Origin of the sequence: Serratia sp. CY71090 (assembly GCF_052166845.1) — a bacterium.
Lineage (GTDB): Bacteria > Pseudomonadota > Gammaproteobacteria > Enterobacterales > Enterobacteriaceae > Serratia > Serratia nematodiphila.
The window spans coordinates 186,547-207,682 of record NZ_JBJNOA010000001.1; the positions used below are offsets into that span (position 1 = coordinate 186,547).

At 58.7% G+C, this 21,136-nt stretch carries 17 protein-coding genes; 16 read left to right on the plus strand and 1 reads right to left on the minus strand.

Annotated elements, in window-relative coordinates; all coding sequences use genetic code 11:
• Window positions 1-793: 793 nt before the first annotated feature.
• The 14 genes from lrhA (at window position 794) to nuoN (ending at window position 17,514) form a co-directional block, all read left to right on the plus strand.
• Window positions 794-1,738 carry a transcriptional regulator LrhA gene (lrhA, locus tag ACJ8OK_RS00940; protein ID WP_004936045.1) on the plus strand — a complete coding sequence of 315 codons (945 nt, stop codon included), beginning with the start codon at window positions 794-796 and terminating at the stop codon, window positions 1,736-1,738.
• 708 nt (window positions 1,739-2,446) lie between these two features.
• A complete protein-coding gene (gene nuoA / locus ACJ8OK_RS00945; protein WP_004936040.1) occupies window positions 2,447-2,884 on the plus strand; it encodes an NADH-quinone oxidoreductase subunit NuoA in 438 nt (145 codons plus the stop codon).
• A gap of 15 nt (window positions 2,885-2,899) precedes the next feature.
• Window positions 2,900-3,574, plus strand: a complete 675-nt coding sequence (locus tag ACJ8OK_RS00950; protein WP_004936039.1) for a NuoB/complex I 20 kDa subunit family protein — start codon at window positions 2,900-2,902, stop codon at window positions 3,572-3,574.
• A 96-nt stretch (window positions 3,575-3,670) separates the two neighbouring features.
• A complete protein-coding gene (gene nuoC, locus ACJ8OK_RS00955; protein ID WP_004936036.1) occupies window positions 3,671-5,467 on the plus strand; it encodes an NADH-quinone oxidoreductase subunit C/D in 1,797 nt (598 codons plus the stop codon).
• A 2-nt stretch (window positions 5,468-5,469) separates the two neighbouring features.
• Entirely contained in the window at window positions 5,470-6,021 is a 552-nt protein-coding gene (gene nuoE, locus ACJ8OK_RS00960; RefSeq protein ID WP_004936034.1) for an NADH-quinone oxidoreductase subunit NuoE, read from the plus strand.
• Window positions 6,018-7,364, plus strand: coding sequence for an NADH-quinone oxidoreductase subunit NuoF (gene nuoF / locus ACJ8OK_RS00965; protein ID WP_261441053.1), 1,347 nt, complete (start codon window positions 6,018-6,020; stop codon window positions 7,362-7,364). The genes nuoE and nuoF overlap by 4 nt, the downstream gene beginning before the upstream one ends.
• A 77-nt stretch (window positions 7,365-7,441) precedes the next feature.
• On the plus strand, window positions 7,442-10,180 hold the full coding sequence (gene nuoG / locus ACJ8OK_RS00970; protein ID WP_081877849.1) for an NADH-quinone oxidoreductase subunit NuoG: 2,739 nt from the start codon (window positions 7,442-7,444) through the stop codon (window positions 10,178-10,180).
• Window positions 10,177-11,154, plus strand: coding sequence for an NADH-quinone oxidoreductase subunit NuoH (gene nuoH, locus ACJ8OK_RS00975; RefSeq protein WP_004936022.1), 978 nt, complete (start codon window positions 10,177-10,179; stop codon window positions 11,152-11,154). The genes nuoG and nuoH overlap by 4 nt, the downstream gene beginning before the upstream one ends.
• 14 nt (window positions 11,155-11,168) lie before the next feature.
• A complete protein-coding gene (gene nuoI, locus ACJ8OK_RS00980; protein WP_004936019.1) occupies window positions 11,169-11,711 on the plus strand; it encodes an NADH-quinone oxidoreductase subunit NuoI in 543 nt (180 codons plus the stop codon).
• A 13-nt stretch (window positions 11,712-11,724) separates the two neighbouring features.
• Window positions 11,725-12,282: an NADH-quinone oxidoreductase subunit J gene (gene nuoJ / locus ACJ8OK_RS00985; RefSeq protein WP_004936018.1), complete on the plus strand. Its 558-nt coding sequence runs from the start codon at window positions 11,725-11,727 to the stop codon at window positions 12,280-12,282.
• Window positions 12,279-12,581, plus strand: coding sequence for an NADH-quinone oxidoreductase subunit NuoK (nuoK, locus tag ACJ8OK_RS00990; protein WP_004936014.1), 303 nt, complete (start codon window positions 12,279-12,281; stop codon window positions 12,579-12,581). The genes nuoJ and nuoK overlap by 4 nt, the downstream gene beginning before the upstream one ends.
• A complete protein-coding gene (nuoL, locus tag ACJ8OK_RS00995) occupies window positions 12,578-14,425 on the plus strand; it encodes an NADH-quinone oxidoreductase subunit L (RefSeq protein WP_015378577.1) in 1,848 nt (615 codons plus the stop codon). The genes nuoK and nuoL overlap by 4 nt, the downstream gene beginning before the upstream one ends.
• 95 nt (window positions 14,426-14,520) lie before the next feature.
• Window positions 14,521-16,050 (plus strand): NADH-quinone oxidoreductase subunit M, encoded by a 1,530-nt coding sequence (gene nuoM / locus ACJ8OK_RS01000; RefSeq protein ID WP_004936002.1) that lies wholly within the window; start codon window positions 14,521-14,523, stop codon window positions 16,048-16,050.
• 6 nt (window positions 16,051-16,056) lie between these two features.
• Window positions 16,057-17,514 (plus strand): NADH-quinone oxidoreductase subunit NuoN, encoded by a 1,458-nt coding sequence (nuoN, locus tag ACJ8OK_RS01005; RefSeq protein WP_004936000.1) that lies wholly within the window; start codon window positions 16,057-16,059, stop codon window positions 17,512-17,514.
• A 60-nt stretch (window positions 17,515-17,574) separates the two neighbouring features.
• On the opposite strand, the gene ACJ8OK_RS01010 is transcribed toward nuoN, so the two are convergent.
• On the minus strand, window positions 17,575-18,447 hold the full coding sequence (locus ACJ8OK_RS01010; protein WP_033632508.1) for a LysR family transcriptional regulator: 873 nt from the start codon (window positions 18,445-18,447) through the stop codon (window positions 17,575-17,577).
• A 347-nt stretch (window positions 18,448-18,794) separates the two neighbouring features.
• Between ACJ8OK_RS01010 and ACJ8OK_RS01015 the strand changes: the two genes are divergently transcribed.
• Window positions 18,795-20,624 (plus strand): thiamine pyrophosphate-binding protein, encoded by a 1,830-nt coding sequence (locus ACJ8OK_RS01015; RefSeq protein WP_033632509.1) that lies wholly within the window; start codon window positions 18,795-18,797, stop codon window positions 20,622-20,624.
• A gap of 82 nt (window positions 20,625-20,706) precedes the next feature.
• A complete protein-coding gene (locus ACJ8OK_RS01020; RefSeq protein ID WP_033632510.1) occupies window positions 20,707-21,132 on the plus strand; it encodes a cupin domain-containing protein in 426 nt (141 codons plus the stop codon).
• The last annotated feature ends 4 nt before the right edge of the window (window positions 21,133-21,136 follow it).

The window sequence follows — 21,136 nt, forward strand, 5'->3', positions numbered from 1 at the left end:
ATGTACTCCTGGCGTAGTTGCTTTTGAAGGGTTTTGCACGCCTTTGGTGCAAATGCATGTCGTAACGGGGGATTTTAGTTATGATAAGCAAAGGTAAAGTTATTTTGTGGTTCATAATTTCATGAACTATAATTTTACTAGGGTTTTGTTCTGTGAAATTGCGTGTCGATAAACGAGACGTGCCGGCGATCGCGGCCGGTAGCAGTGAAATGATAAGCCGAAAGTGAGAATGGGCTTCAATAAACTGTAAAGGAACGATAATACCGGAGTTGTCTGATAGCGGGTTGCCGGTTAGCGCACCACACTAAGAAAATGGCATATTTACATTAGCTTTACTTTATATTTCAGCTTAAGCATTGTTTATGTGGTTATAGGATTATTATTTAAAGTAAAAATCTTACTGATTGAATTTATTAAATTCATTGAGTGATAACACGAAGTTGGTGCCGTTAATTATTTATTTTTCTTACTCTGTAATGCAGTCTGAACGCCGGTTGATAAGGATTCTCAGTAGCACGAATGGAGTGGAAATTAGGCGGTATCAATGAGTAAAATCTCAGGTTCGGTGGGGGTTTTCCCTTTCCACCGGTATTCAGTCTCCCGCGTTCTATAAGCACCATCGATAGATCGCATTTTAAAAGGCGATAGAGGTAACGAATCATAAGTAATTTTTTTGCCCTCCACTTATGAGTGGGGTACTGTCATAACAGGCTCCGTCCTTTTCAACGGCGTCTGAGAAACACACCAGGGTAGTAGTTCGTAAATTAGAATTTAAAAAAGTGAAGAATACACTATGACAACTGCAAATCGTCCGATACTTAATCTCGACCTCGATCTGCTAAGAACCTTTGTTGCGGTTGCTGATTTGAATACCTTCGCGGCGGCGGCTGTTGCCGTTTGCCGTACGCAATCAGCCGTCAGCCAACAAATGCAGCGATTAGAGCAACTGGTCGGCAAAGAACTGTTTGCCCGCCATGGGCGCAACAAACTCCTGACTGAGCATGGTATTCAGCTTCTCGGTTATGCCAGGAAGATCCTGCGCTTTAACGACGAAGCCTGTACCTCGCTGATGTACAACAATATTAAAGGTGTTCTGACCATCGGCGCTTCCGACGACACCGCCGATACCATTCTGCCTTTCCTGTTGAACCGTGTGACCGCCATCTATCCGAAGCTGGCCATTGACGTGCGCGTAAAGCGCAGCACGACGATGGTCGATCTGCTGGAAGAGGGTGAGATCGATCTGGCGGTGACCACGGCCGATCCGGCCGGGCACCCGCACATCGTGCTGCGCACGTCGCCGACGCTGTGGTACTGCGCTGCCGATTACCACTATCAGGCCGGCGAACCTATCCCGCTGGTGGTGATGGATGAACCAAGCCCGTTCCGCGCGCTGGCGATCAAACAGTTGGACGAAGCCGGTATCCCGTGGCGTATCGCCTACGTCGCCTCCACGCTGTCTGCGGTGCGGGCGGCCTGTAAGGCCGGCCTGGGCGTGACCGCGCGGCCGATCGAGATGATGAGCCCCGATCTGCGGGTGCTGGGCGCGGTGGAAGGTTTGCCGCCGCTGCCGGATACCCAGTATGCGCTGTGCAAAAACGCGCAGTGCAGCAACGAACTGGCAATGGCCATCTTCAGCGCGATGCAGGGCGGCAATGACGGCTATGGCTTCAACGGCGCGGAAGCCGGTCTCCAGGGCGATCAGGATGATGCCAGCCTGGTGGACGAAGAAGAATAACGCCGCGGCGTGATATCTGATGAAAAACCTCTGCTTCGGCGGAGGTTTTTTTTGGCCGTTTTTTAATGATTTCTACTGTTATAGAGGTTTAAGTGTGATTTTGTTATGAGTTTCCTGTTTTATTAACTTTTAAGCGTTGCTGAAAAGAGAATTTGACCGGGTTTAAGATGCTGGGTTTATTTTTTGAACAATAAGATTGAATGAGTTAAAGGCATGGTAATAGCAGGGTTATTTTGTTAGCTTATGGCGGCCGTTTTTGCGGCTTAATTTGAGGAAAATTGTTAAAGGGCCACACTTTTTTTGAGGATTTATGCTGAAAACGTGTCCTGGATCAAAAAAATACCCCTAGGTAGTGAGTGGAAGAACAGGGAATTCCTGAGACAATGGTATAGTAAAACTGAAATGTGCATGTTGGTTTATATCTATCTGTTTCTACACAAAAATTAACTGACACGATTTAGCCTGTCCCTGGCGCATCAAATGTTAATCAAATGATACGTATGTAAACTAGTGTGTAGATACTTTTGTCAAAGTTGACAAAAGGTTATAGAAAGGAGTAAAAAGCCCACAGAAAAACGCTGCCTAACTCGCTGTAAAAGCAGTTTGTTTGTGTGGTTATTTATCCTTCCCTTAAATCGATGTGGCGCACTAACTGCCGGTGACAAGAGCAGTGCGATCGACGCCACTTTTGATGAGTAAGCATAGAGTATGTCAACAACCACTGAAGTTATCGCTCATCACTGGGCGCTCGCCGTATTTCTCGTCGTGGCTATCGGGCTTTGCGGCTTAATGCTGCTGGGTGCGTTCTTCTTGGGCGGGAGAGCCCGGGCGCGCGCCAAACACACCCCGTTTGAATCAGGCATCGACTCGGTCGGCACGGCGCGCATGCGCTTGTCCGCCAAGTTCTACCTGGTGGCCATGTTCTTCGTTATTTTCGACGTTGAAGCCTTATACCTGTATGCCTGGTCGGTCTCGATTCGCGAGAGCGGCTGGGTGGGCTTTATCGAAGCCGCCATTTTCATTTTGGTGCTATTGGCCGGTCTGGTTTATCTGGTGCGCATCGGCGCGTTGGATTGGACTCCGGCGCGTTCCCAACGCCGCAGCAAACCGAGCACGATCACTAACACCAACAGTCATCCGCAGTAACAGCGAGGCATTAAGATGGACTATACGCTCACCCGCATAGACCCGAACGGTGAGAACGACCGTTATCCCCTGCAAAAACAGGAGATCGTCGCCGATCCCCTGGAACAACAGGTCCACCGCACGGTTTACATGGGTAAACTCGAACATGCGCTGCATGACATGGTGAACTGGGGGCGTAAAAACTCTATTTGGCCGTATAACTTCGGCCTTTCGTGCTGTTACGTGGAGATGGTGACGTCGTTTACCGCCGTTCACGACGTGGCGCGTTTCGGTGCGGAAGTGTTGCGCGCCTCCCCGCGTCAGGCTGACCTGATGGTGGTGGCCGGCACCTGCTTCACCAAGATGGCCCCGGTCATCCAACGCCTCTACGAGCAGATGCTGGAACCGAAGTGGGTGATTTCGATGGGTGCCTGCGCCAACTCCGGCGGCATGTACGACATCTATTCCGTGGTGCAGGGCGTGGACAAGTTCCTGCCGGTCGACGTGTACATTCCCGGCTGCCCACCGCGTCCGGAAGCCTACATGCAAGCGCTGATGCTGTTGCAGGAATCCATCGGCAAAGAACGTCGCCCGCTGTCGTGGGTTGTCGGCGATCAGGGCGTTTACCGCGCCAATATGCAGTCTGAAAGAGAGCGTAAACACGGCGAGCGCATCGCGGTGACCAACCTCCGGACGCCTGACGAGATTTAAGACGTTCATTTAACGTCCATCTTAGTGCGCTATTGGTTAACACAGCGAAAAGTGAAACTTGCGGCGAATAACCCTTTAGTGTGGTGAAAAAAAATTATGACAGATTTGACGACGCACGACGCCTTGCCTGCCTGGCAGACCCGAGATCACCTTGACGACCCGGTGATCGGCGAACTGCGCAACCGTTTTGGGCCGGAAGCCTTTACTGTTCAGGCCACCCGCACCGGCATGCCCGTGGTATGGGTTAAACCTGACCAGTTACTGGAAGTAATGACGTTCCTGAGAAAACAGCCGAAGCCGTATGTCATGCTGTTCGATCTGCATGGCGTGGACGAACGTCTTCGCACCCACCGCGACGGCCTGCCCGCTGCGGATTTCTCCGTTTTCTACCATCTGATCTCCATCGAGCGCAACCGCGACATCATGCTGAAGGTGGCGCTGTCTGAAAAAGACCTGCACGTGCCGACGGCGACCAAGGTGTTCCCGAACGCCAACTGGTACGAGCGCGAAACCTGGGAAATGTTCGGCATCACCTTCGACGGCCACCCGCACCTGTCGCGCATCATGATGCCGCAGACCTGGGAAGGGCACCCGCTGCGTAAGGACTACCCGGCGCGCGCCACCGAATTCGATCCTTTCGTGCTGACCAAGCAGAAAGAAGATCTGGAGATGGAAGCGCTGACCTTCAAGCCGGAAGACTGGGGCATGAAGCGCGGCACCGAGAACGAAGACTTCATGTTCCTCAACCTCGGCCCGAACCACCCGTCCGCGCACGGTGCGTTCCGCATCATTCTGCAGCTGGACGGCGAAGAGATCGTCGACTGCGTGCCGGATATCGGCTATCACCACCGCGGCGCCGAGAAGATGGGCGAGCGTCAATCCTGGCACAGCTACATTCCGTACACCGACCGCATCGAGTACCTCGGCGGCTGCGTGAACGAAATGCCTTACGTGCTGGCGGTCGAGAAACTGGCCGGCATCAAGGTGCCTGAGCGCGTCGACACCATCCGCGTGATGCTGTCCGAACTGTTCCGCATCAACAGCCACCTGCTGTACATCTCCACCTTCATTCAGGACGTCGGCGCGATGACTCCGGTGTTCTTCGCCTTTACCGACCGTCAGAAGATCTACGATCTGGTGGAAGCGATCACCGGTTTCCGTATGCACCCGGCCTGGTTCCGCATCGGCGGCGTCGCGCACGATCTGCCGCGCGGCTGGGATCGCCTGCTGCGTGAATTCCTCGACTGGATGCCGAAACGTCTGGACTCCTACGTGAAAGCGGCGCTGAAGAACAGTATCCTGAAAGGCCGCTCCATCGGCGTCGCGTCTTACAACGCCAAAGAAGCGCTGGAGTGGGGCGTGACCGGCGCCGGCCTGCGCGCGACCGGCGTTGAGTTCGACGTGCGTAAATGGCGTCCGTATTCCGGCTACGAGAACTTCGACTTCGAAGTGCCGGTCGGCGACGGCACCAGCGACTGCTACACCCGCGTGATGCTGAAGGTGGAAGAGCTGCGCCAGAGCCTGCGCATCCTCGAACAGTGCCTGAACAACATGCCGGAAGGCCCGTTCAAGGCCGATCACCCGCTGACCACGCCGCCGCCGAAAGAGCGCACGCTGCAGCACATTGAAACGCTGATCACCCACTTCCTGCAGGTTTCCTGGGGCCCGGTGATGCCAGCCAACGAATCATTCCAGATGATTGAAGCCACCAAAGGGATCAACAGCTACTACCTGACCAGCGACGGCAGCACCATGAGCTATCGCACCCGGGTACGTACGCCGAGCTTTGCGCACCTGCAGCAGATCCCATCGGTCATCCGTGGCAGCCTGGTTTCCGACCTGATCGTCTATCTGGGTAGTATCGATTTTGTAATGTCAGATGTGGACCGCTAACTATGCATGATCAAAAAGACAATCACGCAGTCAATGATGCGCTCGAGCCCATCAACGCAGCCGCTCCTCAGAGCGGCGTTGATGCATTTGTACTGAGCGCGGAAGAACGTGATGCGATCGAGCACGAAAAGCACCATTACGAGGATCCGCGCGCCGCTTCCATCGAAGCACTGAAAATTGTGCAGAAGCAGCGCGGTTGGGTTCCGGACGGTGCGATTTACGCCATCGCGGAAGTGCTGGGCATCCCCGCCAGCGACGTAGAAGGCGTGGCCACGTTCTACAGCCAGATTTTCCGTCAGCCAGTAGGACGTCACGTGATCCGTTATTGTGACAGCGTTGTTTGTCACATCACCGGTTACCAGGGCATTCAGGCCGCTATCGAGAAGAAGCTGAACATCAAGCCGGGTCAAACCACCTTTGATGGCCGCTTCACGCTGTTGCCGACCTGCTGTCTGGGCAACTGCGATAAAGGGCCGACCATGATGATTGATGAGGACACTCACAGTCAGCTGAAGCCTGAAGATATCGAGACGCTACTGGAGCAGTATCAATGACCAAGCACATTGTACGCACTCCCGAAACGCATCCGCTGACCTGGCGTCTGCGCGATGACAAGCAGCCGCTGTGGCTGGACGAATACCGCAGCAAAAACGGCTATGCCGGTGCGGAAAAGGCCCTGAAGGGCCTGGCGCCCGACGAGATCGTCAGCCTGGTGAAAGATTCCGGGCTGAAGGGCCGCGGCGGCGCGGGCTTCTCCACCGGTTTGAAGTGGAGCCTGATGCCGAAGGACGAATCCATGAACATCCGTTACCTGCTGTGTAACGCCGATGAGATGGAACCGGGCACCTATAAAGACCGCCTGCTGATGGAACAGCTGCCGCACCTGTTGGTGGAAGGCATGCTGATCTCCGCGTTCGCGCTGAAAGCCTACCGTGGCTACATCTTCCTGCGCGGTGAGTACATCGAAGCGGCGGCCCATCTGCGTCGCGCCATCGCGGAAGCCACCGAAGCCGGCTATCTGGGCAAGAACATTCTCGGCACCGGGTTTGATTTCGAGCTGATCGTGCACACCGGCGCCGGCCGTTACATCTGCGGCGAAGAAACCGCGCTGATCAACTCGCTGGAAGGCCGCCGCGCCAACCCGCGCTCCAAGCCGCCATTCCCGGCCAGCGCCGGCGTGTGGGGCAAGCCGACCTGCGTCAACAACGTCGAAACGTTGTGCAACGTGCCGGCCATTCTGGCGAACGGCGTGGAGTGGTACACCGGCATCTCCAGCAGTGAAGACAAAGGCACCAAGCTGATGGGCTTCTCCGGCCGGGTGAAAAATCCGGGCGTCTGGGAGCTGCCGTTCGGCACCACCGCGCGTGAAATCCTGGAAGACTACGCCGGCGGCATGCGCGACGGTCTGCGCTTCAAAGCCTGGCAGCCGGGCGGCGCGGGCACCGACTTCCTGACCGCCGATCACCTCGACCTGCCGATGGAATACGGCGCGATCGGTAAAGCCGGCAGCCGTCTCGGCACCGCGCTGGCGATGGCGGTAGACCACGAAATCGGCATGGTGCCGCTGGTGCGCAACCTGGAAGAGTTCTTCGCCCGTGAGTCCTGCGGCTGGTGTACGCCATGCCGCGACGGCCTGCCGTGGAGCGTGAAGATCCTGCGTGCGTTGGAAAACGGCGAAGGGCAGCCGGGGGATATTGAAACCCTCGAACAGCTGTGCCGTTCCCTCGGCCCGGGCAAAACCTTCTGCGCCCACGCGCCAGGTGCCGTAGAGCCACTGCAAAGCGCGATTAAATATTTCCGTGAAGAGTTCGAGGCGGGTATCGCCGTGCAGCACTTCGGCAACGCCCATGCGATTGGCGGCATTCAGCCGAACAATCTGCTGAAGCAGCGCTGGTAAGCCGAATTCGCCCGAACACGGCCAGAATTTTTGATTAACGCCTGCCGCAAGGCAGGCCACTTGGAAGCATGCTGACTATGGCTACGATTCATGTAGACGGCAAAGAGTATGAGGTAGACGGGGCGGACAACCTGCTGCAGGCTTGTCTCTCCCTCGGCCTTGATATTCCTTACTTTTGCTGGCATCCGGCGCTGGGAAGCGTCGGCGCTTGCCGCCAATGTGCGGTAAAGCAATACCAAAACGCGGAAGATACGCGCGGCCGTTTGGTGATGTCCTGTATGACCCCGGCATCCGATGGCACCTTTATCTCTATCGATGACGGCGAAGCGAAGCAGTTCCGTGAAAGCGTGGTTGAGTGGTTGATGACCAACCACCCGCACGATTGCCCGGTGTGTGAGGAAGGCGGTAACTGTCACCTGCAGGATATGACGGTAATGACCGGCCACAGCTTCCGTCGCTACCGCTTCACCAAGCGCACCCACAACAATCAGGAACTGGGGCCGTTTATCTCGCACGAGATGAACCGCTGCATCGCCTGCTATCGCTGCGTGCGTTACTACAAAGACTATGCGGACGGCACCGACTTCGGCGTGTACGGCGCACACGACAACGTCTACTTCGGTCGCCCGGAAAGCGGCACGCTGGAAAGCGAGTTCTCCGGCAACCTGGTGGAAGTGTGCCCGACCGGCGTTTTCACCGACAAAACGCACTCCGAGCGTTACAACCGTAAATGGGACATGCAGTTCGCGCCGAGCATTTGCCAGCAGTGCAGCATCGGCTGTAACACCAGCCCGGGCGAGCGCTATGGTGAGCTGCGCCGTATCGAAAACCGTTACAACGGCAGCGTGAACCACTACTTCCTGTGCGACCGCGGCCGTTTCGGTTACGGCTACGTCAACCAGAAAGATCGTCCGCGTCAACCGCAGCAGCTGCGCGGCGACGACTGGATCACCCTGAACGCCGAGCAGGCGATGCAGGGCGCGGCGGACATCCTGCGTCAGGCGAAGAAAACCATCGGCATCGGCTCCCCGCGCGCCAGCCTGGAAAGCAACTTCGCACTGCGCGAGCTGGTCGGCGCCGAGAACTACTACACCGGTATCGCTCAGGCGGAGCAATCACGCCTGTCGCTGATGCTGAACGTGCTGAAAAACGGCGGCGTCCATACGCCGGCGCTGCGTGAGATCGAAGATTACGACGCGGTGCTGGTGCTGGGCGAAGACCTGACGCAAACCGGCGCGCGCATCGCGCTGTCCGTACGTCAGGCCGTCAAGGGCAAAGCCCGCGCGATGGCGGCGGCGCAACGCGTGGCCGACTGGCAGATCGCGGCGGTGCAGAATATCGGCCAACACGCCAAGTATCCGTTGTTCACCACCAACGTCGACAACACTCGTCTGGATGACATCGCCGCCTGGAACTACCGCGCGCCGGTAGACGAGCAGGCGCGCTTCGGCTTCGCCATCGCTCACGCGCTGGATAGCGCAGCGCCGGCGGTGAACGATCTGGCTGAAGGCCTGAACAAGAAAGTCGACATCATCGTGCAGGCGCTGACCGGCGCACGCAAACCGCTGATCGTGACCGGCAGCAACGCCGGCAGCGAAGCCATCATCGAAGCGGCGGCCAACATCGCCAAAGCGTTGAAGGGCCGCGGTTCCGACGTCGGCATCACCTTCGTGGCGGGCGCAGCCAACAGCATGGGCCTGGCGATGATCGGCGGCGGTTCGCTCGATCAGGCGCTGGAACAGCTGGCGAGCGGCGCAGCCGACACCGCCATCGTGATGGAAAACGATCTCTATCGCCATGCGCCGGCGGCGCAGGTGGACGCGGCGTTGGCCAAGGTCAATAACCTGATCGTCGCCGACCACCAGCGCACCGCGATCATGGACAAAGCCAATCTGATCCTCTCCTCGGCCAGCTTCGCCGAGAGCGACGGTACGCTGATCAACCAGGAAGGCCGCGCGCAGCGCTTCTTCCAGGTATACGATCCGGCTTACTACGACGACGCCAAGAAGAATCAGTTCACCGTGATGCTGGAAAGCTGGCGCTGGATGCACTCGCTGCACTCCACCTACACCAGCCGCCACGTGGACTGGACCCAGCTCGATGACGTGATCGCCGCTTGCGTCGCCGCGTTGCCGCAGCTGCAGGGCATCGTCGATGCCGCGCCGGACGCGACGTTCCGCATTCGCGGTCAGAAGCTGGCGCGTTCGCCGCACCGTTCCAGCGGCCGTACCGCCATGCGCGCCAACATCAGCGTGCACGAGCCGCGTCAGCCGCAGGATAAAGACACCATGTTCGCCTTCTCGATGGAAGGGAACAACAGCCCGCTGGCCGATCGTCAGCAGATCCCGTTCGCCTGGGCGCCAGGCTGGAACTCACCGCAGGCATGGAACAAGTTCCAGGCCGAAGTGGGCGGCAAACTGCGCCACGGCGATCCGGGCGTGCGACTGATCGAAGCGGGGGAGGGCAGCCTCGGTTACTTCGACCGCGTGCCTGCCGCGTTCAATCCGAACGACGGCTGGCGTGTCGCGCCTTACTACCACCTGTTCGGCAGCGATGAAATGTCGCAGCGCTCTCACGTGATCCAGCAGCGTATGCCGGAAGCCTACGTGATGGTCAACCCGGCCGATGCGGCGACGCTTGGCGTTAATGCGGGCAGCCTGGTGGAGTTCAGCTGCGCGGGCCAGACTCTGCGTCTGCCGGTGCGTCTGAGTGAAACCCTGACCCAGGGCCAGGTTGGTTTGCCGCTCGGCTTGCCAGGGATCCCGCCGATCTTGGTGGGTGCTAAGGTAGACAATCTGCGGGAGGCGGCACGATGAGCTGGTTTACCCCTGAGGTGATCGACATCTTGATCGCCATTCTTAAAGCGGTCGTGATCCTGTTGGTGGTCGTGGCGTGCGGGGCATTCATGAGCTTCGGCGAACGCCGCCTGCTCGGCCTGTTCCAGAACCGCTACGGACCGAACCGCGTAGGCTGGGGCGGCTCGCTGCAGCTGGTCGCCGACATGATCAAAATGTTCTTCAAGGAAGACTGGGTGCCGAGATTCTCCGACCGGGTGATCTTCACCCTGGCGCCGATGATCGCCTTTACTTCCCTGTTGCTGGCATTTGCCATCGTGCCGGTCAGCCCGACCTGGGCGGTGTCCGATCTCAACATCGGTATTCTGTTCTTCCTGATGATGGCCGGCCTGGCGGTGTACGCCGTGCTGTTCGCCGGCTGGTCGAGCAACAACAAATACTCGCTGTTGGGCGCGATGCGCGCCTCCGCGCAAACCCTGAGCTACGAAGTGTTCATCGGCCTGTCGCTGATGGGCGTGGTGATGCAGGCGGATTCGTTCAACATGCAGGCCATCGTTGAATCTCAGGCGCACGTCTGGAACGTCATTCCGCAGTTCTTCGGCTTCGTGACCTTCGCGATCGCCGGTGTGGCGGTGTGTCACCGTCACCCGTTTGACCAGCCGGAAGCAGAGCAGGAACTGGCCGACGGTTACCACATCGAATATTCCGGCATGAAGTTCGGTCTGTTCTTCGTGGGGGAATACATTGGTATCGTCACCGTGTCCGCCCTGATTGTGACGTTGTTCTTCGGCGGCTGGCAGGGTCCGTTCCTGCCGCCATTCATCTGGTTCGCGTTGAAAACGGCCTTCTTCATGATGATGTTCATCCTGATCCGCGCCGCGCTGCCGCGTCCGCGTTATGACCAGGTGATGTCCTTCGGCTGGAAAGTGTGCCTGCCGCTGACGCTGCTGAACCTGCTGGCAACCGCCGCGGTCATTTTGTACAACGCTCAATAAGGGGTGAATAAACCATGACATTGAAAGAGTTAGTGGTTGGTTTCGGCACCCAGATGCGCAGCATTTGGATGATTGGCATGCATGCCTTCGCCAAGCGCGAAACCCAGATGTATCCGGAAGAACCGGTGTACCTGCCGCCACGCTACCGCGGCCGCATCGTGCTGACGCGCGATCCGGACGGCGAAGAGCGCTGCGTCGCCTGTAACCTGTGTGCGGTTGCCTGCCCGGTCGGCTGTATCTCGCTGCAAAAGGCAGAACAGAAAGACGGCCGTTGGTATCCGGAGTTCTTCCGCATCAACTTCTCGCGCTGCATCTTCTGCGGCCTGTGCGAAGAGGCTTGCCCGACTACCGCTATCCAGCTGACGCCGGATTTCGAACTGGGCGAGTACAAGCGTCAGGATCTGGTGTACGAAAAAGAAGATCTGTTGATCTCGGGGCCGGGTAAATATCCGGAATATAACTTCTACCGGATGGCCGGTATGGCGATTGACGGCAAAGCCAAAGGCGAAGCCGAAAACGAAGCCAAACCGATCGACGTCAAAGGTCTGTTGCCCTAAGGAGCCAGCAAGCATGGAAATTGCATTTTATCTGGCAGGTTTGATTGCGGTGGCCGCGACGATTCGCGTGATCACCCATACCAACCCTGTGCATGCGCTGCTGTATCTGATCGTCTCGTTATTGGCGATCTCGGCAGTCTTCTTCTCTCTCGGCGCCTACTTTGCCGCCGCATTGGAAATCATCGTTTATGCGGGCGCCATCATGGTGCTGTTCGTGTTCGTGGTGATGATGCTGAACCTCGGCAACGTGCAGCAGCAAGAGCGCGACTGGATGAAGCCGACGGTGTGGATCGGGCCTGGCCTGCTGTCACTGGCGCTGCTGGTGGTATTGATCGTTGCGATCCGCAGCGTATCCGATCAGGGCATCAGCGGTGAGATGGTTGACGCGAAGGCGGTGGGCATCAGCCTGTTCGGGCCTTACGTATTGGCGGTTGAGCTGGCTTCAATGCTGCTGTTGGCGGGTCTGGTTGTCGCCTTCCATATCGGCCGCGAGCACAAGCCTGGCGAGGTGCTGAGCAACGCGCCGGTGGGTGGCGAAATGGCGAGAAGAAAATCGGAGGAGCAAGCATGATCCCTCTTCAACACGGCCTGATCCTGGCGGCTATCCTGTTTGTGCTCGGGTTGACCGGGCTGCTGGTGCGCCGCAACCTGCTGTTTATGCTGATCAGCCTGGAAGTGATGATCAACGCTGCGGCGTTGGCGTTTATCGTGGCGGGAAGCTACTGGGGCCAGGCGGACGGGCAGGTGATGTACATCCTGGCGATCAGCCTGGCGGCAGCCGAGGCCAGTATCGGCCTGGCGCTGCTGCTGCAGCTCTACCGTCGTCGTCATACCCTGAATATTGATACTGTCAGTGAGATGCGCGGATGAACCTATTATATTTAACAATTCTGCTACCGCTGATCGGGTTCCTGCTGTTGGCATTTTCCCGCGGTCGCTGGTCTGAGAACACGGCGGCCACCGTCGGCGTGGGCTCTATCGGCCTGGCTGCGCTGGTCACGGTGTATGTGGCGATGGATTTCTTCGCCCAGAAAGCCGCCGGCGTGCAGCTGTTCGAGCAAAGCCTGTGGACCTGGATGGCCGTCGGCAACTTCAATATCGGCGTGACACTGGTGCTGGACGGCCTGTCGCTGACCATGCTGTCGGTGGTCACCGGCGTCGGCTTCTTCATCCACATGTTCGCTTCCTGGTACATGCGCGGTGAAGAGGGCTATTCGCGCTTCTTCGCCTACACCAACCTGTTTATCGCCAGCATGGTGGTCTTGGTGCTGGCGGACAACCTGCTGCTGATGTATCTGGGTTGGGAAGGCGTGGGCCTGTGCAGCTACCTGTTGATCGGCTTCTACTACAAAGATCCGGCCAACGGCGCGGCGGCGATGAAAGCCTTTATCGTCACCCGCGTGGGCGACGTGTTCCTGGCGTTCGCGCTGTTCATCCTCTACAACGAGCTGGGCACGCTGAACATCCGCGAGCTGATGATCCTGGCGCCGCAGAAACTGGCGGTGGGCGATACGGCCATCACCTGGGCGACGCTGATGCTGCTGGGCGGCGCGGTCGGTAAATCGGCGCAGCTGCCGTTGCAAACCTGGTTGGCGGACGCGATGGCGGGCCCAACCCCGGTTTCCGCACTGATCCACGCGGCGACCATGGTGACCGCAGGCGTCTACCTGATCGCCCGCACGCACGGCCTGTTCCTGATGGCGCCGGAAGTGCTGCATCTGGTGGGCATCGTCGGTGCGGTCACTCTGCTGCTGGCCGGCTTCGCCGCGCTGGTGCAGACCGACATCAAGCGCGTGCTCGCTTACTCTACCATGAGCCAGATCGGTTACATGTTCCTGGCGCTGGGCGTGCAGGCATGGGACGCGGCGATCTTCCACCTGATGACTCACGCGTTCTTCAAGGCGCTGCTGTTCCTGTCGTCCGGTTCGGTGATCCTGGCCTGCCACCACGAGCAAAACATCTTCAAGATGGGCGGCCTGCGCAAGAGCATCCCGCTGGTGTACGTCTGCTTCCTGGTGGGCGGCGCGGCGCTGTCTGCGTTGCCGCTGGTCACGGCCGGCTTCTTCAGTAAGGACGAGATCCTGGCGGGCGCGATGGCCAACGGCCACATCAACCTGATGGTTGCCGGCCTGGTCGGTGCGTTCATGACCTCGCTGTACACCTTCCGTATGATTTTCATCGTGTTCCATGGCGAAGAGAAAATCAAAGCGCATGCCGGTAAAGGCATCACTCACCACCTGCCGCTGCTGGTTCTGCTGGTGCTGTCCACCTTCGTCGGCGCGATGATCGTGCCGCCGTTGCAGGGCGTGCTGCCGGAGACGACCGAACTGGCGCACGGCAGCGTACTGACGCTGGAAATTACCTCCGGCGTGGTGGCTATCGTCGGCATTCTGCTGGCGGCCGCGCTGTGGCTGGGCAAACGCAGCCTGGTCAACAGCATCGCCAACAGCGCGCCGGGGCGTTTCTTCTCGACCTGGTGGTTCCATGCCTGGGGCTTCGACTGGCTGTATGACAAAGTATTCGTCAAGCCGTATCTGGGCATTGCGAAGCTGCTGCAACGCGATCCGCTGAACTCGCTGATGAACCTGCCGGCCGTCTTCTCCCGCTGGGGGAACCGCGGTCTGACGGTGAGCGAGAACGGCCAGGTGCGTTGGTATATAGCGTCTATGGGTGTGGGTGCAGTGGTCGTATTGGCTCTGTTGATTCTGGTTTAATTGAATAATTTAAACAGACGCATTTTTCGGGCGTAGCGCCGGGCAGGCGCTACGTACAAAGTTTGAAATTATTCGTATAAGGGACACAAAACGCCATGCTATTACCTTGGCTAATTCTTATCCCCTTTATCGGCGGTCTGCTGTGCTGGCAGCTTGAGCGCTTCGGTACTAAGGTGCCGCGCTGGATAGCGCTGATCGCAATGGGGCTGACGTTGGCGCTCTCTCTGCAGCTGTGGATGCAGGGCGGCTATACATTGACCACGCCGAAAGGCATTCCGCAGTGGCAGAGCGAATTCCTGCTGCCGTGGATCCCGCGCTTTGGCATCTCCATCCACCTGGCGCTGGACGGTCTGTCGCTGCTGATGGTGGTGTTGACCGGTCTGCTGGGCGTGCTGGCGATCCTCTGTTCCTGGCGTGAAATCCAGAAGTATCAGGGCTTCTTCCACCTCAACCTGCTGTGGATCCTGGGCGGCGTTATCGGCGTGTTCCTCGCCATCGACATGTTCCTGTTCTTCTTCTTCTGGGAAATGATGTTGGTGCCGATGTACTTCCTGATCGCGCTGTGGGGCCACAAGGCATCGGACGGTAAAACCCGCATCACCGCGGCGACCAAGTTCTTCATCTACACCCAGGCCAGCGGTCTGGTGATGCTGATTGCGATCCTGGGCCTGGTGTTCGTGCACTACAACGCCACCGGCGTGTGGACCTTCGATTACGAAGACCTGCTGCAAACGCCGATGTCCCACAACGTGCAATATCTGCTGATGCTGGGCTTCTTCATCGCCTTCGCGGTGAAAATGCCGGTGGTGCCGCTGCACGGCTGGTTGCCGGACGCGCACAGCCAGGCGCCGACAGCAGGTTCCGTCGACCTGGCGGGCATCTTGCTGAAAACCGCGGCCTACGGCCTGCTGCGTTTCAGCCTGCCGCTGTTCCCTGAGGCTTCACACGAGTTCGCCCCAATAGCCATGTGGCTGGGCGTGGTCGGTATCTTCTACGGCGCCTGGATGGCGTTCGCGCAGACCGACATCAAGCGTCTTATCGCTTACACCTCGGTCTCGCACATGGGCTTCGTGCTGATCGCCATCTACACCGGCAGCCAGCTGGCTTACCAAGGCGCCGTGATCCAGATGATCGCGCATGGTCTGTCCGCCGCCGGTATGTTTATCATCTGCGGCCAGCTGTATGAACGTCTGCACACCCGCGACATGCGTCAGATGGGCGGCCTGTGGGGGCGTATCAAGTTCATCCCTGCGCTGTCGCTGTTCTTCGCCGTGGCTACGCTGGGGATGCCGGGTACCGGTAACTTCGTCGGCGAATTCATGATTCTGTTCGGCAGCTACCAGGTGGTGCCGGTGATCACCGTGATCTCCACCTTCGGTCTGGTGTTCGCTTCGGTTTACTCGCTGATCATGATGCAGCGCGCTTACTACGGTGCGCCTAAGTCAGACCAGCCGCTGCAGGGCATGACCGCGCGCGAACTGTTCATCATTCTGCTGCTGGTGGTGTTGCTGGTTCTGCTGGGGGTTTACCCGCAGCCGATTCTGGATACTTCCAACGCGGCGATGAGCAACGTGCAACACTGGTTTGGTTCGTCAGTTTCAGCAATTTCAACAACAAGGCCGTAATTCGCCATGACAATAACTCCTCAACAACTGATCGCACTGCTGCCGCTGTTGATCGTCGGATTGACGGTGGTGGTTGTGATGCTAGGCATTGCGTGGCGACGCGACCACTTTATCAACGCCACCCTGACCGTGATCGGTCTCAACCTGGCGCTGCTTTCGCTGTACTTTGTCGGCCAGGCAGGCCCAATGGACGTCACCCCGCTGCTGCGGGTTGACGGCTACTCGATGTTCTACACCGGGCTGGTGCTGCTGGCGAGTCTGGCGACCTGCACCTTCGCCTATCCGTGGCTGGTCGGCTATCCGGATAACCGCGAAGAGTTCTACCTGCTGGTGCTGATCGCCGCCCTGGGCGGCATCCTGCTGGCGAGCGCTAACCATCTGGCTTCGCTGTTCATCGGTATCGAGCTGATCTCGCTGCCGCTGTTCGGCCTGGTGGGCTACGCCTACCGCCAGAAGCGCCCGCTGGAAGCCGCCATCAAGTACATGCTGCTGTCCGCCGCCGCGTCGTCGTTCCTGCTGTTCGGCATGGCGCTGCTGTATGCCGAGTCCGGCGATCTGTCGCTGGCTGGCCTCGGCAAGAGCCTGCAGGAAAACATGATGCACCAGCCGCTGATCCTGGCCGGCATGGGCATGATGATCGTCGGTCTGGGCTTCAAGCTGTCGCTGGTGCCGTTCCAACTGTGGACGCCGGACGTGTATCAGGGCGCGCCTGCGCCGGTCTCGACCTTCCTGGCGACCGCCAGCAAGATCGCGATCTTCGCGGTCGTGATGCGTCTGTTCCTGTATGCCCCGGCCGCCGACAACGAAGCGCTGCGCATGGTGTTGTCGATCATCGCGTTCTGCTCCATCTTGTTCGGTAACCTGATGGCCATCAGCCAGACCAACATCAAGCGTCTGCTGGGCTACTCGTCGATCGCTCACCTGGGCTACCTGCTGGTGGCGCTGATTGCGGTGCAAACCCATCAGCTGTCGCTGGAAACCGCCGGCGTTTATCTGGCCGGTTACCTGTTCAGCAGCCTGGGCGCCTTCGGCGTGGTCAGCCTGATGTCCAGCCCGTACCGCGGCCCGGATGCGGATTCGCTGTTCTCTTACCGTGGCCTGTTCTGGCACAAGCCAATCTTGTCCGCGGTGATGACGGTGATGATGCTGTCGCTGGCCGGTATTCCGATGACGCTGGGCTTTATCGGTAAGTTCTTCGTGATCGCGATGGGCGTCAGCGCACACCTGTGGTGGCTGACCGGCGCAGTCGTGGTAGGCAGCGCCATCGGTCTGTACTACTACCTGCGTGTGACCGTCAGCCTGTTCCTCAGCGCGCCGGAATCGCTGCAGCGCGACACCCCGAACAACTGGGCGTTGACCGCCGGTGGCGTCGTGGTGCTGATCTCCGCCGCGCTGGTGCTGCTGTTGGGGGTTTATCCGCAGCCGCTGATTTCGCTGGTGCAGATGGCGCAGCCGACGTTCTGATAACGCTTCAGACAGTAAAAAGGTCGCTTCGGCGGCCTTTTTTTATGGGCGAAACGGCACTCAGCCGTAATGGGCGCTAAACGACGTTTCCAGCGCCTGCACTACCGCGCGCACGCGGGCGGCGCGTTGCAAATCGGGATGCAGCACCAGCCAGATATCCACCCAGTCTTTGTTCTCCGGGAACAGACGCACCAGTTCCGGGTCTTTGTCCGCCAAAAAAGCGGAGAGCAGGCCGATGCCCAGCCCGCTGCGGGTGGCGGAACGCAGCAGCAGCTGCGAATTGCATTGCAGCACGACGTTGGGCTCGTGCAGGGCCTCGCCGCAGAAATTGTTCCAGTGGCGCGGCACCAGCTCGCGCGGGAACATCAGCAGATCGTGGCCGCGCAACTGCTCGCCCTTGACCGGCATGCCGCGCCGCGCCAAGTAGTGCTGAGTGGCATACAGGCCCATTTCGATGGTGGCTAACCGTTTGATGATCAGCTCATCGTCATCGGGACGGGCGCCGCGGATCGCCAGATCTGCGCCGTGGTAAGAAATATCGGCGATGTTGACCGCCGTCAGCAGCGTGACGGTGATGGCCGGATAGCGTTCCCGCAGATCTTGCAGCGCAGGCATCACGAAGGCTTCGGCCAGGGTATCGGTGGTGGCGATGCGCACGTTGCCGCACAGGCTTTCGTCACCGCTGGCGGCTTTACGGTTGATCGCCTGCACCGCATTTTCCATCTTCATCACGTCCGCCAGCATTTCCTCCCCCAGCGGGCTGAGGGCGAAGGATTTCGGCGTGCGGATAAACAGCTTGGAGCCGAGCGCATCTTCGAAAGCGGAGAGCCGTCGGCCGACGGTCGCCTGATCGACATTCAGCTGGCTGGCGGCTTTGCGTAGCGTGCCGCAGCGCGCAACGGCGAGAAAAAATCGGGCGTCGTCCCAGTTCATTGCGCACCTCCTCTGTACAGACTGGCGGGAGGGGGAAGGAAGCGGTGTGATGCGGTGTTTATTCTGGTGTGGAGACCGAAAAAAATGCTTCGTATCATCATTATTTATAATGTTTCAGGATATGTATAAATGCATCACCGTGAAGCGGTTTTGCACCTTTATTTTTGTCTGGTAATGCTTATTCTTATCGGCGCTTATGCTGCGACCCGACGCACATTTTACACCAAGGCCACCCTAATGCATAAGCAATACGAATAAGAGCCGGTTCCCGTTATTTCTGGGCGACCGCCAAGTGGGATCGACTCTGAATCAAGTTAGCTCACGATGATATGACTGGATATAAAAAAATGGAGTCTCACGCAGAGATGCTGTGCCCCCCCGTTGCGTTGGCGACGGAGGACGGAGTCAGAGTTACCGTAGCGCCAGGCGCCGAGAAGATGGAACGCAACAACGCCGATGTCATTATTCAAGGCCTTGCAGCGCGCGGCATTCAACATATCTTTTTGGTCCCTGGCAAACTGGTTTATCCGTTAATCACTTCTATTGACCGTTCCGAGATTGTCGGCATCGTCGGTGCCCATGAAACCGCATGCGGATTTATGGCCGATGGCTATGCCCGCGCCAGCCGAAAGTTTGGTGTCTGTTTGGGCATTTCAGGCCCCGGCACCATGAATTTCCTGCCGGCGATGGCCGCCGCGCAAGCCGATAAGATCCCCGTGCTGTACCTGGCCGGCAGCATCGCCACCTATCATGAGGCGCAGGGCGCTTTTCAGGATGGCAGCAACAGCGGCATCGATGAGCTGACCATCGTCAAACCGTTGCTTTGCGCCGCGATAGAAACGAAAAACAACCTGACCTTGCAGCATGAGCTGCGCCGCAGCCTCTCCAGCCTGAACCCACAGCGGAAAGGGCGCGCCTATCTGAGCGTGCCGGTCGACATGCAGAAGAAAACCGCGTTCGGCGATCGTCGCGACCAGCCTGAGCGAGTGCCGCAGCACCGTGAAGCGGCCGTGGATGTGCAAGCGGTGGAACAGCTGCTGCATGATTATCTGCTGCGCGGTCTCAACGTCGCCTGCCTGGTGGGCAACCGGATGAACAATCCGCAGGATGCCGCGCTGTTGTTGCGGGTAGCGGAAAAATACCGCTTGCCTGTCGCCACGACGTTGTCCGGCAAGGGCGCGTTTCCCGAAGGGCATGCCCTGGCATTAGGGGTCTACGGTTTTGCCGGGCATGCCCGCGCGGTAGAAACCCTCAACGGTGAAGGCGTCGACGTGCTGCTGGTGCTGGGCTGCGATCTCAGCCAGCGCGACAGTCTGAACTGGAACCCGAGACTGCACGGCAATAAAACGCTGGTGGCGATCGACGAAGACTTCGACAAAGTGAGCTCGCATTACCAGCCGGATCTGCAGATATTTTCCAGCCTGAGCGGTACGTTGCACTGTTTGTTGGCCGCGGTTGGCGATGAGGACGCGCGGCTTGGCGACGCGGCTCACCTGCGTGACGCCTGGTTGGAAGGGGTTCGCGCACTGCCGCTGGAACAGCCACAGCCGACGTTGCAGGCGCGCATCGCCCAGGGCGAAAGCCGGCTGTATCCCGGCGATGCGATTAAACACATTCGCAGCCGCATGAATCCGGATACCAACGTCGTGGTCGATTCGGGCGCACACCGCATTTTCATGGCGCATCACTGGCTGGCGGCCGGGCGGGGGGATTATCACACCTCCAGCGCCCTGGCGCCGATGGGGTGGGCCATTTGCGCGGGCATCGGCATCAAGCTGGCGGCACCGCAGCGGGATTGCCTCGTGGTGACCGGCGACGGTTGCATGCTGATGCACGGCATCGAAATTCAGACCGCCGCGCGTTATGGCGTGAAGGTGGTGTTCGTGGTGATGAACAACAGCGCGCACGGCGCCATGCACATCGACACGCTGCAAAATCGCGGCATTTCCGCCGACTATACCGCCTTGCCCAACCATGACTGGAAAGCGTTTGCCAACAGTCTGGGGGTCGCCTCCGCGAAGGCGGAGACGCTGGAGGATCTGGACGAGGCCCTCGGCGCCGCAGCGAAACATCCGGGGCCGTACCTCATCGAAGTGATGGTGGGCAACTTTGCAGCGCCTAACCGCTACTACGCCGAGAGCATCGCAGAATACGAGCAGCGCATCAAAGGACTGTAGCACAACGCTGTTTTTTCAACTCGCCAGGTTCACCGCGCGCGGCGCCTGGCATTTTTACTCGCGGCAGTCAGGGAGCGATAAGATGGTTAAGTGGGGCATTTTGGCATTGTTGGCAGTATTTCAGGGGTCGGTTCAGGCTGCCGAGGGGCATGGCGAAGGCATCGTCAAAACGACGTTGCTCAAGACCGACAGCGCATGGGAGGGCTCGGCATATCGTCAGTATCCCGCCGGCGCGCCGCAGATCACCATGCTGAAGGTGACGGTAGAGCCGAACAAGGTACTGGCCTGGCATACGCATCCTTGCATCAGCGCAGTGTACATGAGCGGCGGCAGCGTTTCGCTCACCGTCAGGAAAACCGGTGAACGCCGCACGTTCCGGCAGGGGGATTCGTTTACCGATACCGTGGATATCGTGCATCAGGGCGTTTCCGGCGAGCAAGGCGCCGAAATGCTGGTGTTCTTCGCTTGCGCGGACGATAAACCGTTGACGGTGAAAGCCGCCGGGTAGTGTT

Coding starts and splice junctions, on each gene's coding strand:
- nuoM (WP_004936002.1), top strand. CDS start 14,521: ATGCTATTACCTTGGCTAATTCTTATCCCCTTTATCGGCGGTCTGCTG.
- ACJ8OK_RS00950 (WP_004936039.1), top strand. CDS start 2,900: ATGGACTATACGCTCACCCGCATAGACCCGAACGGTGAGAACGACCGT.
- nuoG (WP_081877849.1), top strand. CDS start 7,442: ATGGCTACGATTCATGTAGACGGCAAAGAGTATGAGGTAGACGGGGCG.
- nuoJ (WP_004936018.1), top strand. CDS start 11,725: ATGGAAATTGCATTTTATCTGGCAGGTTTGATTGCGGTGGCCGCGACG.
- nuoA (WP_004936040.1), top strand. CDS start 2,447: ATGTCAACAACCACTGAAGTTATCGCTCATCACTGGGCGCTCGCCGTA.
- nuoN (WP_004936000.1), top strand. CDS start 16,057: ATGACAATAACTCCTCAACAACTGATCGCACTGCTGCCGCTGTTGATC.
- ACJ8OK_RS01015 (WP_033632509.1), top strand. CDS start 18,795: ATGGAGTCTCACGCAGAGATGCTGTGCCCCCCCGTTGCGTTGGCGACG.
- lrhA (WP_004936045.1), top strand. CDS start 794: ATGACAACTGCAAATCGTCCGATACTTAATCTCGACCTCGATCTGCTA.
- nuoE (WP_004936034.1), top strand. CDS start 5,470: ATGCATGATCAAAAAGACAATCACGCAGTCAATGATGCGCTCGAGCCC.
- nuoL (WP_015378577.1), top strand. CDS start 12,578: ATGAACCTATTATATTTAACAATTCTGCTACCGCTGATCGGGTTCCTG.
- nuoH (WP_004936022.1), top strand. CDS start 10,177: ATGAGCTGGTTTACCCCTGAGGTGATCGACATCTTGATCGCCATTCTT.
- nuoF (WP_261441053.1), top strand. CDS start 6,018: ATGACCAAGCACATTGTACGCACTCCCGAAACGCATCCGCTGACCTGG.
- nuoI (WP_004936019.1), top strand. CDS start 11,169: ATGACATTGAAAGAGTTAGTGGTTGGTTTCGGCACCCAGATGCGCAGC.
- ACJ8OK_RS01010 (WP_033632508.1), bottom strand. CDS start 18,447: ATGAACTGGGACGACGCCCGATTTTTTCTCGCCGTTGCGCGCTGCGGC.
- ACJ8OK_RS01020 (WP_033632510.1), top strand. CDS start 20,707: ATGGTTAAGTGGGGCATTTTGGCATTGTTGGCAGTATTTCAGGGGTCG.
- nuoK (WP_004936014.1), top strand. CDS start 12,279: ATGATCCCTCTTCAACACGGCCTGATCCTGGCGGCTATCCTGTTTGTG.
- nuoC (WP_004936036.1), top strand. CDS start 3,671: ATGACAGATTTGACGACGCACGACGCCTTGCCTGCCTGGCAGACCCGA.